Below are 17,244 nucleotides of genomic sequence, written 5' to 3' on the forward strand. Positions count from 1 at the left end.
GGCCATCAACGACCGTCCGTCAAAAAGATGGCGGCCCGGAACAAACCGGACCGCCATTTCCCGAGAACAGCTTCTCAACACCTGATCTGATGCTACTGCGCTCCTGACGCCAGCACCGCCTGCGCACCCATCACCACCATCAGACTGCCCAGTGCATTGGAGGGATTTACGAAAACCAGGTATACGTCGTGGGGTTTCCCATCCGTGCCGGCCGCGGGTTTGAGCGGCAATTCTAGGGCTACCGGTTTGAAATCCAGCTTGTCCGACGGTTCCAGAAACTCCGATTCCCCGATGACCTTGCCTGTGGGACTATCCAGGCGGAGTTCTACTTTGCCACCGGATGCATTAAGCTGAGGCTTCGGAGCCATGGCCATGACGCGAAATGCCGTCACGCCATTCAGATCCACCTGTCTCAAACCCATATAGGCACCTGATTTGGAAGGAATGGCCAGGTTATTACCCCCATAGGACATTTTGTTTACATTGTCATACACATCAAATCCGTGCACATCCACGATTGAATTCCGCAAGACGAAAGTTTGTTCGGAGCGCAAAGCGGGCAACCCCTTGACGCCCCTGTCTTCATAAGAAGCCCTTACCACAAACACGCCTTTGCCTTTGTCACCGGCGGGCAGGCCTGCTGTGTAATTACCTTTCACCGGTAAAGACGCAGGAGCGGCTCCGTCGGCAGACAGGTTCAGGATATATTTCACCATCTCCGACGCGTCGGTAGCAGAAAGCTGGGGGTGGGCAGCCATGGCCGTCTCCCCCCACACGCCGCCGCCGCCATTGATGACTTTCTTAGTCAGTGTTTCCAATGCCGCACCGTTACCCTTGTATTTACGGGCAACATCTGCATAAGCGGGGCCGATGGATTTCTTGCTTACGCTATGACAAGCCTTGCAGTCACTTGCTTCGATCAGCTTTTTGCCTGTTGTAAACTGCGCTGCCGCATCGGCTGAGCGGTGCCCCTGTGCGATCGCCACCTTGTCGAATCCTTCGGGCAGGTAATCGATATTGACTGCCACACTCGCGGGATCGATTCCATTACCCAAAGTACCATCTTCCTTGTCCTTTACCTTTACATCATAGCTGAATGGCTTGCCCGGCACGAAGAAAGACTTATTGGCACCGGGCATATCCAGGCTCAGCACCGGCGCTTCATTACCCACGGTGATGTCTACGGATTGCGAATTAGTACCCCCTTTACCGTCATTAACCGTAAGCGTAGCCTTGTACAGTCCTGTTTGAGCGAGTGTTAACTGTGCGTTCTGCGTGCCGATGGTCTTGCTGAACCCGCTTTTGGAAGTAATTTTCCAGGAGTAAGTTAGCGCATCCCCGTCGGCATCGTCGGTACCAGCCGCGGTGAGTTTCAATGCAAGTGGTGCCGAGCCACCGGATTTGTTGGCGGCCATCTGTATTTTCGGCTTGCGGTTCCCTCCATTGTATTCGATCCGGATCAGGCGGGCATCGTCGTTGGCACTAAACCAGCCGGAACCATATTCCAGCATATACAGGTCGCCATTCTGCGCGAACTCCATATCCATCGGATTTGAAAATTTATAGCTCGGCATAAAACGCTCCATGGAGGCATAGTTGCCCTCCTTATCCATTGTCACAGCCATAATCCAACCCCGCATCCATTCATAGGCCAGCAGCTTTCCATTGTAGTAAGCGGGAAACGACTGAGGTGCATTTTTAAATTCTTCGGCATAAAACACAGGACCTGCCATGGCATTCCGCCCACCTGCGCCCACGAGCGGAAACTCGGGCGAGGCATCGTAAGGATACCAGATGAATGCCTTCTGCGCTGGCGGCAGTACCTTCAAACCGGTGTTATTCGGCGAGTTATTGGTCGGTGCAGCTACATCCCACTTATCCCCCGAAGTCGATGCTGTGAAATCAAACTTGTTGTAGGCTTTATTGTCGCCTACGAAATGCGGCCAGCCAAAATTACCGGCTTTCCGGGCCTGTCCTACTTCGTCATGACCCGCCGGGCCGCGATCAGCGCCGGGCTTGGCTGCATCGGGTCCCACCTCTCCCCAGTATACGTATCCCGTTTTCTGATCGACCGAAATCCGGAAGGGATTCCGGTGCCCCATCGTGAATATTTCCGGCCGGGTTTGTGGTGTTCCCTTCGCAAACAGGTTGCCTTCAGGAATGGTATACGTTCCATCCGGCTGGGGTTTGACCCGGATGATCTTACCCCGCAAATCGTTGGTATTGGCCGACGATTTCTGTGCGTCCCAGGCCGCCCTGCCTTCGCGCTCGTCACTGGGGCTGTACCCGTTCGATCCGTGCGGGTTGGTATTGTCACCCGTCGACAAATAAAGATTACCCGCTTTGTCCCAGGCAATGGATCCGGCTGTGTGACAGCATTCTTCCCGCTGCGTGGGCACATCGAGCAAAATCTTGCGGGACGTCATGTCCAGCTCATCGCCTTTCAGTTCGAAACGCGCCAGCACGTTCTTCGACTCCGCGGGATCGGAGTAGTAGAGGTATATCCAATGGTTCTTTGCAAAATCGGGGTCCTTGTTCAGGCCCAGCAATCCATCTTCTCCCATCGACTCTTTGCCTTCCCTGCTCACATATTTCGTACTGACGGGAATTTTGGCAATGGTTTTCAGTTCTTTGGTTTTGATATGATAAAGAAGGACTTCGCCTTTTCGCTGTATAAAAAGAATGCGTCCATCTCCGAGTACGCTCAGTTCCATCGGCTCATCGAGCTTCTCTGCCAGGATTACCTTTGAAAACCGGTTCTCTTCGGGCCGGGCCTTGGAAAAATCAATGGCACGGGGTGTTTCCCCTCCCGAAGTATAGCGGATTCCGGCCCATAAATGATTCAGAAACAAAGGCTCTTCAAATGTTTCGTCGGTATGGCCCATCGCCGTGTAAAACGACCGGCCACCATCGAATTCCTGATACCAGCTCATGGGGTGAAAATCCGGGTTCTTGCCTCCTGTATAGGTCTTTTCGTCAATTTTCAGGACTACATTAATTTTAGGAGAAATGTTTTTGAAACTGTAAAACTCATCGCTCCGCTCAAATTCATCCGGCATACCTTGTGTAGCCCAGTGATTTTTCTCTGTCACGATAAACTTGCCTTTCTGGACATTGTTGGGCATCGGGTGATCCAGAAACCAGGCTCCCGCCAATGCACCGTACCACGGCCATTCGTATTCCGTATCCGTGGCTGCGTGGATACCCACATAGCCGCCACCCGCCTGTATATAACGCTCGAACGCATTCTGTTGCTCAGCGTCGAGGATATCGCCGGTCGTGTTCAGGAAAACGACCGTATTGTATTTTTTCAGATTACTTTCCCGGAATAGCGACGCGTCCTCGGTAAAGCTTACAAGAAAATCTTTCTCCGCGGCCATTTTCGTCAGCGCCTTTTTCCCTGCTTCTATGGATTGATGCCTGAATGCAGCCGTTTTGCTGAATACCAGCACCTGCGTTTTGGAGGACTGCGCGAAGGCCTGCCCTATCAGAAGCCACGCACACCATAGCAACAGGCCGGCTCCCGGTATTTTTTTCTTCATCTCGGTAGATTAGTTTGGATTGAGTGATCAACAAATGTAGGCGAAAAATTATTATTGTCTATATTTGAGACAATAAATTTTATTCAATTTAATACCTTTGTAATACAATAATAAGTTACAAATACGTGGGCAAAATCCGTCGTGCACTCCTTTATGAAATGTTTCCCGCGCCTGCTTTGGGCAGGAAGGGACTATCGACGATATTGCCAGCTTAAACTGCCGATCAATTAACCAGGGGATATGCATTCACCCAGCGAACAAGACTACATCCAACAACTCTCTATCGACTGTGTTATCTTTAGCTACCGGGACGCACAGCTCCATGTGCTGGTGCCCAAGCTCAATTTCAAAGGTGATTTCTGGGCCTTGCCCAGTGGCTTCATCTACCAGAACGAGGGGATCGATCAGGCGGCGCGCCGGATCCTGGAAGAGCGGACAGGCATCAAGAACATCTATCTCGAGCAATTCAAAATATTCGGAGACGCCAACCGTACCAATATCCGTTTCCTGGAACGTCTGATCGGACTGAACCAGGACACGCCGGGCGACAAGCGTTTCAATCGCAAGGAGTTTGAATGGATCACCCGTCGGTTTGTTTCAATCGGGTACTACGCCTTGGTAGATATCAACAAGGTCATTCCTCAAAAAACGGAGCTTGATGAGTCCATTGAGTGGTACCCCGTAAAGTCATTGCCACCTATGATCATGGATCATGAGGATATGGTGCTGACTGCCCAGAATACACTCCAGCTCAATCTGGATCAGAAACTGATCGCATTCAACCTGTTGCCGGAAACCTTCACCATGCGGGAGGTTCAGGAACTCTACGAAGCTATTTTCGACCGCTCATTCGCCCGCAACAATTTCCAGAAGAAGATACTGGATCTCAATGTACTGGAACGCCTCGAAAAGAAATTTACCGGGGCTGCCAATAAAGCGCCATATCTCTACAGGTTCCGCAAGGAAGGTATTCTCGCCCCGGTCGGGCCGTGACAGGCAGCCGGAATACGCTGCACAGGTTTTCACAGCCGCCTCCCCACTTTGATCTGATCGCCGCTGTCGTCTATTTCAAACAAGAACGGAATGCGAATGGTACGTCCGCCAATGCTCCTGTGGCTGTGCACAGCCATCAGTAATTTCCCTTCAAATGTGCGAAACAGCATGCCATGCCCGAAATTGGGTGGCGTTATGGGTTTCGGCTCCTGCACCCAGGGGCCGTCGAGGGTTCCGCTTTGGGAATAGGCCACCCCCTGGGTATATACATCGTAAATCCAGCTTGTCCAGAGCATACCCAGCTTTCCGGTTTGCGTGCGGAACAGCCAGGGACCGTCGGTAACCTTGTTTGGACGATCTGTACCATCTTTGTTTTTCTCCCGGCTCCATGGCGAATCGCTGGCCAGAAACAAAACCTGAGGCGCCCCGGTGGTTCCCGTAAAATCGGGACGCAGCTTAATCTTTTCGACAGTTCCGTTGCCATTCTGCAACCATTCATGGCAGTATATCATATAAGGTTGGCTGTCTGTGTCGGTCCACAACGTTGCGTCGAGCGTGAGTTTATCTGCGGGCAAGAAAAGAGAATCTCCGGCGGGTACATATGGCCCCTCGGGTTTGTCGCTCAGGAGTATGTGACATGCGCGGCGCTCCAACCCCTCGCCGACTTTCACGGCCTTGTTCGTAAAAGTGGCGAAATAATAATACTTGCCCCTGTAAGCATGGAGCTCCGCAGCCCAGATCATCGGGGACGGTCCCATCCACGACTCCGGGTCCGGCTGAGCGATTGTAAAAGGTCCTGTCCATTTTTTCAGGTCTTTGCTTTTCCAGAGCTTCCCGCCTGTCCCTGTCATGTAATAGGTTGAACTGCTTTTATCTGCGAGGATAAAAGGATCGCTCAGCCGGATCGAGTCCAACGGGACGTCGTTTTTCAACGTTTGCCCCGCATTCTGGGAAAAGGCATCCATGCCGTAGAGGAGGATGGTCAACGTCAGCAAGATCTTTTTCATACAATTTCCTGATTGATGGATAGCACTTTTGCCAGACAACCCTTGTGTCGCAACCCGGCACACGACAGCCAGACAAAGCCGGGATCGCGTCGCTAATACTTTTTCCGTCCCCTAATATTTTAAACTCGGCGATACATTTACGCCCTGACGTTCCGGTTGTATAAAAACAATCCGGGCAAAATCATCGCCCGGATTGTATTATTCCATTTATTTTGACAGGCTTACAATCTAATCAGGTTCAACGTCGGCAGCGGCCCGCCGGGAAATTGTTGCAACTTTCCGCCCTCATCAAGTCTGCCCAGGTCCACACCCGCGAAACCAATCCTTTGAATTATACCGCCCACTACTTCTTTTGCATATTCGTCATTCCCGGAATAAAAAATAACCCGGTTTCCGCCGTTCTCTACCGGATCGGCATCGAGCACTGCCGGCGTCAGCGTGTTGAAGGCCTTTACCAGACTGGCCCCGGCACATAACCTGCCACTACTTCACTCGAAAGCATCCCTGAAAGATTGGGCAGTACGAATCCGGGCAGGATCGGGTTGGTGGGGTCTATAACGATCTTGCCTGCCCAGGACGGGATTTGTGCCGTGACTCTTTCAAATGCTGCCATGGCAAGCCGAGAAATATAACATCACTCTCCGCTGCTTCCCGGGGCGTTCCCGCCTTTACATCATCACCCCATATCGCTGCAACCTCTTTCAGCGAATCGGCGCCCCGGCTATTGCTGATGATTACTTCATAACCTGCCTCGGCTACTTTTTTAGCAAACGCCCGTCCGATATGGCCGGCCCCGATAATTCCTATTTTCATGATTTCTAAAATAATTAAGGTGTTGAAAGCCGGAGAAACTACTCCGGCACGAACCGTTGTGATCAGGCGTTCTGCCCGCCGTCCACAGTAATGGCGGAGCCGGTCATAAATGACGCGTCCGGACTTGCTACGAACGCTACTACCGCTGCAATTTCGTCCGGAGACGCATACCTGCCCAAAGCGAGCGTCTGCTTCACGTTTTCGGCAAATGCGGTGTCCTCCGGGTTCATTTCAGTGGCAGTCGGGCCCGGATGGATTGTATTGACGGTGATTCCCTTTGCTCCCTGGAAAACATCACCAGCACCGTATCCTCCAATGCCTCGATATTATTCACGGATGGTTTTCCCGTCAAGAGGCTCTCCCGGTCGCCAGCCCACCAGTTTTCGACTGAAAATTTAAGGATATACTCCACCCCTTTTGTCATCGGCACGGTACGTTCGCAGACATCCCTTGCATACGAAAGCATAATGTTTCCAGACATCGCCTTCCTGCAACAGATATTGCCGTCGTCTTAGCCTTTTCACAAAGCTCTTTTCGGCGATTCCGGCTATTTCCTCATCGGAGAAACTGCCTTTTGTATGCAAGTATTTTTGAAAAACATCAACCATTCGGCTGCGCTGTTAGGGTGCAAAAACAACCGGAAGATTATACCGGATACGAACGGGTTTCCCGTCCCTCGCCGCCGGCTTCCATTTGGGCATTGAAGCGATAACCCTTACCGCTTCGTCGGAAAATTCTTTGTGTGTCCAGTCCAGCACTTCGATGTGGGTCAGCGAGCCATCCGTGCCGACTACAAACGACACCAGTGCCTTCCCTGCCATACGGCGGCCAACTCCCGGGTGACGTGTATTCTTCCCGATATACCGGTACATGGCCTTCGTGCCTCCGGGAAATTCGGCACTTTCCAGAACGCTCTCGCTTCCGTCTTCCTTATAGAGCTTTTCTTCCAGCATCTTGCCTTCATCGTCAAACTTGCGGTAGGTATCGAGCTGTCCGTTTTCATAGTAATGCAGATCCTCACCAATGGCTACGCCGATTGCATAGGTGGTCCTTTGTTTCAGTTTACCATCAGCATAAAACCATTCGAAGAGCCCCTGGTGCCGCTTCATTTCTTTCTCGATAAAAGCACCCGACATCTGGACCTGACCGCTTTTGTAGAAATCGCGCACCTTCCAATATCCGTCTTCACCATTATAGGCAATCCTTTTGTATTCTGCCTTCGAAGAATCGGCAATTTCCTTCCAATCGGCATCGTAAAAAATATGCAGCGTGTCTGTCTGGCCAAAACCATGGATTGACAGGCTTACCCAAAAGCAAAAACTCAACACAAAAATGCGGTTCATGAAACTACTGTGTGGCTAGACCTGAATTCGTGCTAAGATAAGGAACGATGACATAAAACGGGATTTTTAATGGATTGAAATAATCTGACTGTACAGCTCAGTTTTATGGTCGGGATCGCTGGTGAAGGAAACCGCGTACTTGCCGGCAGGAACTGCGCCAGGGATATTGTAAGCCAGAAACACCATAAAGCCATCAAAAATACCGTAAGTCTCTCCCGCATATGCAATCGTGTACACTTTCCCGGTCGATAGGTCCGTCAGAACGAGATCGTTTCTGTTGGGAAACGGGCCCTCCCGCTGGACATATATGAGCAACGGCTCTTTTCTGGAAATCTGCGCGACGGATTCGTAATAGGTAAGCCCGACCGCGGGGCCCGATAATACAGGTTTGATGCCGGAAGGCTGGGTGACGATCCGCAGGATGGGCTGATCGGTATATTTCCGGATGTAAACCTGGTCGTCGCCCATATACCGGAGCGGACCAATCCTTCCTTCATAGGGATACACCACTTTGCCATTCTCCCAATAAGTAACTTTATAGTTTCCGGTCGCGATATCCTCCGGCACCTTCCCCGACAATATCCCCGCATTCTTATAGCTAAGCGGTATCCGGCGGCTTTCGATGAAATCATTCTGAATGACCGTCTCATATTTCGCTGTTTTAGAAATATTGTAACCCGGGATCTCGAAATATCTGCTATCCGGCAACATCAGCCATGTCCATCGTGCGAGCTGCGACGGTCCAGACCGCACCGAAATCTGGTTTGAAAATAGTTCCCGTTTTGTTCCCCAAACAACTTCCGCCAGATAATCCCCGGGGGCCACTGTGGCCGGGAATGACAATTTCAGTTTTTGGGTATCATCCTCGTATACCGCGTCGGGATAGATACTGTATGCAACCGCACCCGTCACTTTGTCTTTAAGCACCACAATCGGATTCTCAACAATCTTTCCGCTATCGTTTACCGTGGTGGCCGTGCCCTTCAAGCTAACCGGAAAGGGGATCATAGTCTGCGGCCCCAATAAAACCTGGTGATCTCTGGCTGGCTCCCCCAGCTCAACGGCCTTAAACGGCACCACACAAATCGTGTATGTTTTGGGCTGCCGGGTGTTGCTTTCCAGCGTCAGGCTGAGCCTTTTTCCCTCATAGCTAAAACCATTCACCAGATCCGAGTTGATCTGATAACCGGAACCCAGTACAATGTCAGGTTTAATAAAATCACCGGCCGGATAATTCTCCGGCAACCGGATCACGATGATGTCTTCCCCTACTGTAATATCTTTTGCATCAACCCCGTTAACAGCGAAATCAATGAATTCGATCTCTTTAACAGGGCCCGCTGCGGGCGCAGGATTCTCTTTATCCTTGCATTGAAGGAAAAACAAACCCATGAAAACGGCGAAGCATAATATCCTGTTCATAATAAGTTTAGCTAATGGTCTGTCGCAAACAAAACGGATGTTGTCTTTACTGATCCTAAGCGGTTGCGTCTTTCTGGACACGCATTGCCAGCGAGACGTTGCTTGCAATGGAAAATCGTACAGCGCAAATTTACGAACATCGGCAAGCCAATCAAACCTGCGGTGTGCACGAAAACATTAAAGATTTCAAGAGGAGATTCCCGGCAGACTTAACGATCACCAATATACGAGCTTCAAGCGCGTCAAACAGTAGATTTTTCAAAAACTTGCCCACGTTGCAAGCATACCCTAACTTCACGGCACCCCATTTCGAATTTATCCAGCTTGAACGTCTATGCGAATCCTGTTTTTCTCTGCCAAAAGCTACGACAAACATTTCTTTAATCTCCACAATCAGGAACACGGGCATCAGATCGAATACCTGGAAACGCATCTGGGTCCCCATATCGTCAACGCCATCGACGGGCAGGAAGCGGTGTGCGTGTTTGTTAACGACAAAGTGAATGCACAGGTTTTGGAAGCGCTTGCTGCTAAAGGTGTCAGGATCGTGGCGCTACGCTGTGCAGGATTCAACAACGTGGATCTGGATGCGGCACGCAAACTCGGAATAAGGGTGTGCCGCGTACCTGAATATTCACCTGAGGCGGTGGCAGAACACACCGTTGCCATGATCCTGACCCTGATCCGCAAAACGCACAAAGCTTATAACAGGGTCAGGGAGCAGAATTTTGCATTGAACGGGCTGCTCGGCTTTAACTTGCATGGCAAAACAGTAGGCGTGGTAGGAACAGGCAAGATCGGGAAAGCCTTTGCAAAGATCATAAATGGGTTCGGCTGTAAAATCCTGGCATATGACCCCTACCCGGATGCCACATTTTCGAACGTTACCTATGTCCCGCTGAACGAACTTCTTTCGACATCCGACATTGTGTCGCTGCATTGCCCGCTTACCCCGGAAACGCATTACCTGATCAACGGTGTGACACTTGCCGCCATGAAACCGGGCGTTACGCTTATCAACACCAGTCGGGGCGCGTTGATCAACACGCATGATGTGATAGAGGCGCTCAAACAACGTCACGTCGCCTACCTGGGTATCGATGTCTACGAGCAGGAGGAGCATTTGTTCTTTAAAGACCTTTCGGAAAGTATTATCGAGGATGATACCATCCAGCGTCTGATGAGCTTCCCCAATGTACTGGTCACCGCGCATCAGGCCTTTTTCACCGAAGAAGCCCTTACGGAAATCGCACAGGTAACGCTGGGCAGCATCACCGCGTTATCCAAAGGGATCGAGCCTGATACGCGTGGCGTTTTACTGATTTAATATAGCGCCGGTTAATGTAGTACAATAAACTTTCCACTCGAATATGACTCTTCTTTTGCCCATTCGATGCGATAAAAATAATTCCCTGCTGCATCCGGCAGCCAATATAAATCCATCAACCCCGTGTCGTCAGCCATAAAAGTTCGTTGGTGCCTGATATTGCCATTTTTATCAAAAATCCTCAGGACCGCCTGTCCTTCCGGGTAATCTCTGGGCGTGAATTTCACATATTGCATCGCCGGGTTGGGGGAAACAACCACTGCAACTTTGCTTTCATCGGCGGATCCGATACTGAATTCGATATAAAAAGGCTCCGCCATGTTCCCGGCCCGGTCTTTGATCTGCCTGACGGCCAGCTGATAGACTCCTTCTGTCAGTGTGCTCACTGGCAGCACGGTTCGAGTGGTTTTATTATCCGTTTGTATTGTAGAGATGTTAATACCATTCGCAAAATCTTTTCTGGGCGCGCATTCATTCTCACCGCAAGGGCAATCAGGGTCTTCACAGGATTTGATACTAATCTCAAACTGTTGCTCGTCGGGCAATAGCAGCCGGTCATCGGTAAGTAATAATTCTATCTCCGGTTTCAGCCCAACCGGGTCACGATTCTGTATCGTGCGTTTATTGAAGGTTACCGACAATACAGGTGCCACCATGTCTTTAACTGACTCAAAAGGATAGTAGTGATGCGCACTCGCCTGAGACCAATTGACCAGCAATTCACTGTAATTGTTCGCAATCTTGTCGTCCAGGGATAGATGGCGTGGATCGAGGGTTACCTCTATCCGAGTCAGGTCCGCACCAGCCCTGACATTTTCAAACAACACGGTTTCCTTATATTTTACCCCCGGAACGGTGCGACTCAAATGTTCCGTTTTGCCGCCCGCGAAATGGATCACCACGTCAATGTCCAACTTTTCTTTGGAATCATACATCCCTTTATTTTCAATGACAGCCTGTATCGTCAGGGATTTTACGTTGCCCAATGTCTCACCGTCAGGCGCCACCAGCCGGATCCCCTCGTCGGGGTGAATAGAATAATCGGGTTTATCCAGTGCAAAGATTCTCAGCGCAGGATCGCCCTGCAAGACCGTTTGATGCACATTGGCCACATCCGACGGATTAGTGTTATTTTTCAGGATTGCCTTAGCTACTTCTACCTGGATCCAGCCAATGGGCATGTCGGGATACTCTTGAAAAAGTTTGAGGTAAAGCTGATGGAGATAATTGGCGGATACCGAAAGATACGACTCAAAACTGTTGGCTAAAATCGCAATGGCGCCCCTTCCCGGTGCCAAGAGCCAATCTAGGGAAAGCGGCATCCTACTTGCTTCGGGTTGCGGTGAATAACTGTGCCGGTCGCTGAAAACATTCCCCGCACTGCATCCATTGAAATACATCAGTGCATATCTGGAATTGACTTCATACTGACGGTCCGGTTCCGTGATGTAGCCAAAATTATAATCCATCCGAACGGGCGAACCATGGCCGAGGTAGCTTATCAAACCCACCCCCGCATTGATCTCAGGTGTAATATTGGCCTCTATCGGTTCAAGGATTCCCCGTGGCTTCGCAAATGCCTTCACATCAGCACCCAATGATCCGTCGGTAGCGATGGGAGCCAGACCAGCAAGCATATTCTTCATCGTGGAAATCTCCTCCGTGGATTTTCCACCATTGACGTGGAGCACATTTTTCCGCCACATCAGGTCTTTCCCACCGACGTTCTCGTATTCTTTCACTTTTTGCAAATAATCTTTCACCTGTGTGTCGGCAAATGCTGCCAACCTGCCAATCGGCACCGCAGGAACATTTTCAGGGACGCCGTCCAATCCGTCCACCAGCAACACATCCGATCCGGGAAAACCAACGGTGGGTACCTCTCCGGGCAATTCCCGCACCATCCGCTCACTGTATGTAATGGATTTTCCGATCAGAAAAATGTATTTGTCCTTCTGATCGCTTTTGGAAAGAAAAAAACTAACAAAACGCTTAATGGCTATCGGACTGGGCTCACCATAATTGAATTGATTATACAGGTCAGCTACATCAACGACCAGGGTCTGGTGCCGGCCGCCGGCTTCCGAACTTCGATAAGCCGCATATTCTGCCGATACATCCAGCAATGCTTTGTGCGTAATAATAATGTAGTCATACTTTTCGGGCGCCAATGGCAACAACGGCACCGGCTTTACTTTTCCTGCCGGGATTTCACGGGCAGGGCCGGATATGATCATTCGCAAAGACATTCCTTTTTTCCGAGGAACCATCAAAGACGGTCCTGTACCTTGCAAAATAACCGGTTCGTCCGGGTCTGTAATGTCGAAGACAAGCGACCCGGCTTTTAGTCCCGGCGTCGAAACCCGGGTCCAAGGGTCATTTGTAGGGTATAATTTCAATACCTTACCTGGTACTCCGTCGATCTTCTGTGAATAGGTTACCTGGTAGAATGAAAGGGAGTAACTGTCTTTCATCGCATTGCTTTTGGTGTCGATCGCCAGAACACCTTTACCCGAAGCATCCAGGTCAGACGGTTTTAGCTGAAACGAACATCCATTACCAACAAAGTTGGAATTAGTTACGGATGCCTCCAATCGCAACGACTGATTATCCTTCCCGACATACAAATTGATGGTCCGGTCGTTGTTACTCCTCCCGTGCAAAAGCATACTGACCGTAACGCTGCCCGACGGCCATTCGGCAGGTTCCGTTAGCTTGATTGCGTGATAAACCCGCTCAGAACCGACCGTACTTGGCCCGGTTTTACTGGCGCCTTTTTCGTAGAAACTGTTAAAAAAATGAGCACGGAGAGGTTTGGCCGTACTCAGGGAATAATCGGAAAAGAAAGTGGTAATGTCCGTCTGTTCATGAACGCTGATTAGTGGGAGTTTGGCATCTGGCGTCTGGTTGACGACTTTGGCACGTTTGCCAGATTTCTCTGCGAAGGTTAAAAAATAAGCACTTTCATCCGAGAAGAGGCTATAATGGGGGTTCATTCTGGACTTCGCCGGCCGATACAACAGCGAATCCGTAGCACCGTCATTTTTAACCGCATAAAAGGTAAGACCGGCTTTGTCGGCAGATATGATGGCTACTTCCCTACCCCGATGCCATAGTTGAAGCAATTCGGGATGGGTAACATTGAACTCTTTCGGAAGTGTTGAAAATGAGAGATGGTATAAACCGTTTTCAGCGATGGAAACCTTGACATAAGGCTTACCGTACCCGATCCAGCTATTTGCAAACGGAGATCCCCACTGGCACAAACCGCTCGGAGAGAAAATAGTGTAAGATATACAGACTAGCAGCCCCAGAAAGACTGTTTTTGACAAATTTATATTCATTCCCGATTGGATTATTGAAGTTGTTGCTGCATCGGCTTCGGCGGGTGTCGTACTTCTTGTTCCGCCATGCCGTCAACGATCAGTCGGGAGTGCTATTATCAAACAATGACCCAGAGGTGCAAATGAGAAACTCTAAGGAGATAAAGATCTCTGCCCCCCGGCAAAATCCAATGCCATGACGTTTTGAACAAAGTCTTTTGGCGTTTTAAACAAAACAGCGTCTCTCTGTCCGGCCCTAGCTTTGTATCAGAAAAAAATCAGAAACACAATGAACAAAGACAATCGCAACGGGGCACTACAACGGCCTCTCCTTTCGGGCTTCAACGCCGGTTCGACCACTCATGACGTAATCAGGGGAATTGACCTGACCGGCCAGACCATTGTTGTTACAGGCGGCTACGCGGGCATTGGTCTGGAAACGGCAAAAACGTTTACGGAGGCTGGCGCCACGGTAATCGTGCCGGCACGTGATGTGAGCAAGGCTGCTAAAAATCTCGCCGGTATTAAACAGATACATATCGAAGCAATGGATCTCATGGATAGCGCCTCAATAGACGCATTCGCTTCGCGCTTTCTGACGGCTTACGACAACCTGGATATCCTGGTCAACAATGCAGGTATCATGTGGGTGCCGCTCCGGCGTGATGCCCGTGGTTACGAATCACAGCTTGCTACCAACCACCTGGGACACTTTCAACTGACGGCACGTCTCTGGCCGGCCTTGAAAGCACGAGGCGCAAGAGTGATCAATGTTTCGTCGTTCGGGCACCAGATTACCTCTTTTGATTTCGAAGACCCCAACTTCAATCAGCAGGAATACGAAACACTTCAGGGGTATGGCCGGTCCAAATCCGCTAACAACCTTTTCACCGTAGAATTTGACCATCGTGCCAAGGATTTTGGCGTGCGGGCATTCTCTTTACATCCCGGATCGGTGATAGGAACGGACCTCGGCAGAGTTGCACCTATGGAACTGTTCCGGCAGATGGGCACCCATGATGCCGACGGCAACCTGTTCCCGGAAGTTGCTGCCCGCTTGAAAAACCTGGATCAAGGGGCTGCCACGAGTGTCTGGTGTGCCACGAACCCGTTGCTCAACGGCATCGGAGGTGTTTACTGTGAAGATTGCGATGTTGCCGAGATCGATAACGGCAATATTGTGCACCAGTACGATGATCCGTCAACGCTACGAGGTGTCAAGCCTTACTCCCTGGATGCGGAAAATGCCGCAAAATTGTGGACATTGAGTGAAGAAATGACAGGGGTACAATTTCCCGTAAATTGATTACAACCAGCCGCATTCATGGAATTCGAAACAAAGTACATCACACCCGACATCAAATTGTCGGAATTCAGTGGCAGGCACTTTAAAACAGAGGTGGTGTTTGAGCATCATATGCTGGTCTGGTTTATATCTGGTGAAACGAAAATCATACAGGCCAGTGCGGTTCACACTTTCAATGCCGGTGATATTTTCTTGATTCCGCGAAACCAGCTGGCTACTGTCATCAACTATCCGACAGAAGGCCGACCGCATAAAGCGGTGGCGATGCACCTTACACGCGAAACACTGCGCGCATTTTACTCCCGGTACAAATCCACGGTGCGGATACGGGTCATGCCCCGGATTTTCTGCTTTCGAAACCATCCGCTATTGGAAAGTTGCCTGGCGTCACTGATCCCGTATTTCGACCTGGGAGATGCCCTGCCCGCGGACATCGCAGCGATTAAAATAGAGGAGGCTATCAGTATATTAAGATCTATCGACCGGGATGTAGACGGCATCCTGGCCGATTTCGACGAACCGGGTAAGATCAAACTGACCGATTTCATGGAGCAGCACTATATGTTCAACCTGCCCGTCGAACGGTTTGCCTACCTCACTGGCCGCAGCGTCGCCAGCTTCAGAAGGGATTTCAAGAAACTTTTCAACACCACTCCTCAAAAATGGCTGACCGCCAGACGGCTTGACCTCGCCTATTACGAAATCATGGAAAAACAACGGAAACCCGTCGATGTGTTTCTCGAAGCGGGTTTCGAAAACTTGTCTCACTTTTCGTATGCTTTCAAAAACCAATTCGGGCATTCACCAGGATTGCTGGCAAGATCAGCTCCTGAACGTCAAAAACAAGATTCCAGGTCCCCAATCGGGTACCCGGAATCGGTCACTACACACTAAACCCTGCCGATACACGGTGCTACCCAATACGCAAGCGTAAACGATAGCAGACAGGTAAATCAAACGCAATATTTAGAAGAGCCCCAAGCTCATCGCAGATCTGGCCAGTGCCTCATCTACTGATTACAATTTTTTGGTTTACGACTTCGCCGCTTTTTGTAAGAATCCTGGCAGTATAGACTCCCGCTGTGAATCCGCTCACCGCAATTCTCTCCTTGGGTATTCTGCCCGAACTGTAAACGCGTCTACCCGCTCCATCGAACAATTCAACCGATTTAAGTTTGGCCAGAACGCTCGCACTGGTAATCAGGTATTCGCTCGCCGGGTTGGGGAACAAAGCGATCCCTTGTCCTTCGAATAAGATATTACGTATAACACTATACGCACTTGTTCCATCCTGATCAATCATGTGCAGCCGGTACAGGTTTTCCCTTTGAAAAGGCTCTTTGTCAGTTGCAGAATAGGTCCGGGTTATTTTGCTCTCTCCAGCTGCGTTTACAGTGGCGATAATCTCCCATTTCTTACCATCCTGGCTTCGTTGCACATCGAAACGTTCACTGTTGATTTCCTCAGCAGTCTGCCAGGTCAATAGAATAGTCCCCGCTTCCTTTTTTGCATTGAAATCAATAAGAGATACTGGCAGAGTAGGTTGCGTGTCCGTCATTTGCGTACCCTCAAGCATAATGGGACGACGATCCTGACCAGCAACGTTGGTCCATGAACTTCCCATTTTTGTCAAGGACCCCCTCGGGAAAATTTTGTTTGCAGGAGAAACTGGTCCTGAAAAACTCACCGTAAAGGTAGCAAGCTTTGTAAAGTCGCTGGTAGTAATGTCGTCTTGCTGCACGTCGCGCGTCACCGTAAAACCTACCTCTGCCCTATTGAGTCCGGGTGCTCCAGGAACGGCGGGCTGTACGCCGGCGCGATTGGCGTGAGCAGGATCGGCTACACCAGAGCCGCCGGTGACAACAACACCAGCAGGAACTTCAACATCCAGCCTCAAATTAATCGCCTGCCAGTTGTCATTATCCGGCCCGTCGTAAAGTGGATTGTTCGTGGCCGACCCCTTGGCAACGAGGTCAAAAGTCCAGGTGAGTCCGTCCGGGCTAACCGCTTTGTTAGCAAAATCTACGATGATTGTTTGTGCTACGCTACTCTCACACATCGCTCCTGCAATACCGAGCAGCGTTAATGTCTTGATTAACCATTTCATATTAATATCTGTTAATTTAAATGCTCAAATTTTCGGCTAACTCTTTCGAATGTAGGGCCGC

The 17,244-nt window shown here is 50.2% G+C and carries 14 protein-coding genes; 4 read left to right on the forward strand and 10 right to left on the reverse strand.

The genetic code is table 11. The features are described from left to right. Positions 1-92: 92 nt before the first annotated feature. Positions 93-3,542 (reverse strand): ThuA domain-containing protein, encoded by a 3,450-nt coding sequence (locus BP71_RS09865; protein WP_496378598.1) that lies wholly within the window; start codon positions 3,540-3,542, stop codon positions 93-95. 240 nt (positions 3,543-3,782) lie between these two features. Between BP71_RS09865 and BP71_RS09870 the strand changes: the two genes are divergently transcribed. Beyond that, positions 3,783-4,535 carry an NUDIX hydrolase gene (locus tag BP71_RS09870; RefSeq protein WP_496378600.1) on the forward strand — a complete coding sequence of 251 codons (753 nt, stop codon included), beginning with the start codon at positions 3,783-3,785 and terminating at the stop codon, positions 4,533-4,535. A 29-nt stretch (positions 4,536-4,564) separates the two neighbouring features. Here the strand turns inward: BP71_RS09870 and BP71_RS09875 are convergent, their stop codons facing one another. The 7 genes from BP71_RS09875 to BP71_RS09905 form a co-directional block, all read right to left on the reverse strand. Beyond that, complete coding sequence (locus tag BP71_RS09875; RefSeq protein WP_496378602.1) at positions 4,565-5,542, reverse strand: glycoside hydrolase family 43 protein; 978 nt, start codon at positions 5,540-5,542, stop codon at positions 4,565-4,567. Positions 5,543-5,763: 221 nt separating this feature from the next. Continuing rightward, complete coding sequence (locus BP71_RS09880; RefSeq protein ID WP_496378604.1) at positions 5,764-5,967, reverse strand: hypothetical protein; 204 nt, start codon at positions 5,965-5,967, stop codon at positions 5,764-5,766. Between the two features lie 127 nt (positions 5,968-6,094). Continuing rightward, positions 6,095-6,466, reverse strand: a complete 372-nt coding sequence (locus tag BP71_RS09885) for an NAD(P)-binding domain-containing protein (protein ID WP_496379019.1) — start codon at positions 6,464-6,466, stop codon at positions 6,095-6,097. Continuing rightward, positions 6,418-6,585: an SDR family oxidoreductase gene (locus tag BP71_RS09890; RefSeq protein WP_496378606.1), complete on the reverse strand. Its 168-nt coding sequence runs from the start codon at positions 6,583-6,585 to the stop codon at positions 6,418-6,420. The genes BP71_RS09885 and BP71_RS09890 overlap by 49 nt, the downstream gene beginning before the upstream one ends. Further along, positions 6,582-6,836 (reverse strand): hypothetical protein, encoded by a 255-nt coding sequence (locus BP71_RS09895; protein WP_496378608.1) that lies wholly within the window; start codon positions 6,834-6,836, stop codon positions 6,582-6,584. Before BP71_RS09895 ends, BP71_RS09890 begins: the two co-directional genes overlap by 4 nt. Before the next feature lie 139 nt (positions 6,837-6,975). Beyond that, positions 6,976-7,698 (reverse strand): energy transducer TonB, encoded by a 723-nt coding sequence (locus BP71_RS09900; protein WP_496378610.1) that lies wholly within the window; start codon positions 7,696-7,698, stop codon positions 6,976-6,978. A 66-nt stretch (positions 7,699-7,764) separates the two neighbouring features. Then, positions 7,765-9,120 carry a hypothetical protein gene (locus BP71_RS09905; protein WP_496378612.1) on the reverse strand — a complete coding sequence of 452 codons (1,356 nt, stop codon included), beginning with the start codon at positions 9,118-9,120 and terminating at the stop codon, positions 7,765-7,767. 334 nt (positions 9,121-9,454) lie between these two features. Between BP71_RS09905 and BP71_RS09910 the strand changes: the two genes are divergently transcribed. Then, positions 9,455-10,447 (forward strand): 2-hydroxyacid dehydrogenase, encoded by a 993-nt coding sequence (locus BP71_RS09910; protein WP_496378614.1) that lies wholly within the window; start codon positions 9,455-9,457, stop codon positions 10,445-10,447. Between the two features lie 11 nt (positions 10,448-10,458). Here the strand turns inward: BP71_RS09910 and porU2 are convergent, their stop codons facing one another. Further along, entirely contained in the window at positions 10,459-13,791 is a 3,333-nt protein-coding gene (gene porU2, locus BP71_RS09915; protein WP_496378616.1) for a putative type IX secretion system sortase PorU2, read from the reverse strand. A 268-nt stretch (positions 13,792-14,059) separates the two neighbouring features. Between porU2 and BP71_RS09920 the strand changes: the two genes are divergently transcribed. Next, positions 14,060-15,076 carry an SDR family NAD(P)-dependent oxidoreductase gene (locus BP71_RS09920; RefSeq protein WP_496378618.1) on the forward strand — a complete coding sequence of 339 codons (1,017 nt, stop codon included), beginning with the start codon at positions 14,060-14,062 and terminating at the stop codon, positions 15,074-15,076. A gap of 18 nt (positions 15,077-15,094) precedes the next feature. Continuing rightward, on the forward strand, positions 15,095-15,970 hold the full coding sequence (locus BP71_RS09925) for an AraC family transcriptional regulator (RefSeq protein WP_496378620.1): 876 nt from the start codon (positions 15,095-15,097) through the stop codon (positions 15,968-15,970). Positions 15,971-16,082: 112 nt separating this feature from the next. On the opposite strand, the gene BP71_RS09930 is transcribed toward BP71_RS09925, so the two are convergent. Continuing rightward, positions 16,083-17,183 (reverse strand): T9SS type A sorting domain-containing protein, encoded by a 1,101-nt coding sequence (locus tag BP71_RS09930; protein ID WP_496378622.1) that lies wholly within the window; start codon positions 17,181-17,183, stop codon positions 16,083-16,085. Positions 17,184-17,244 lie beyond the last annotated feature (61 nt).

Source organism: Dyadobacter ginsengisoli DSM 21015, from assembly GCF_059568735.1.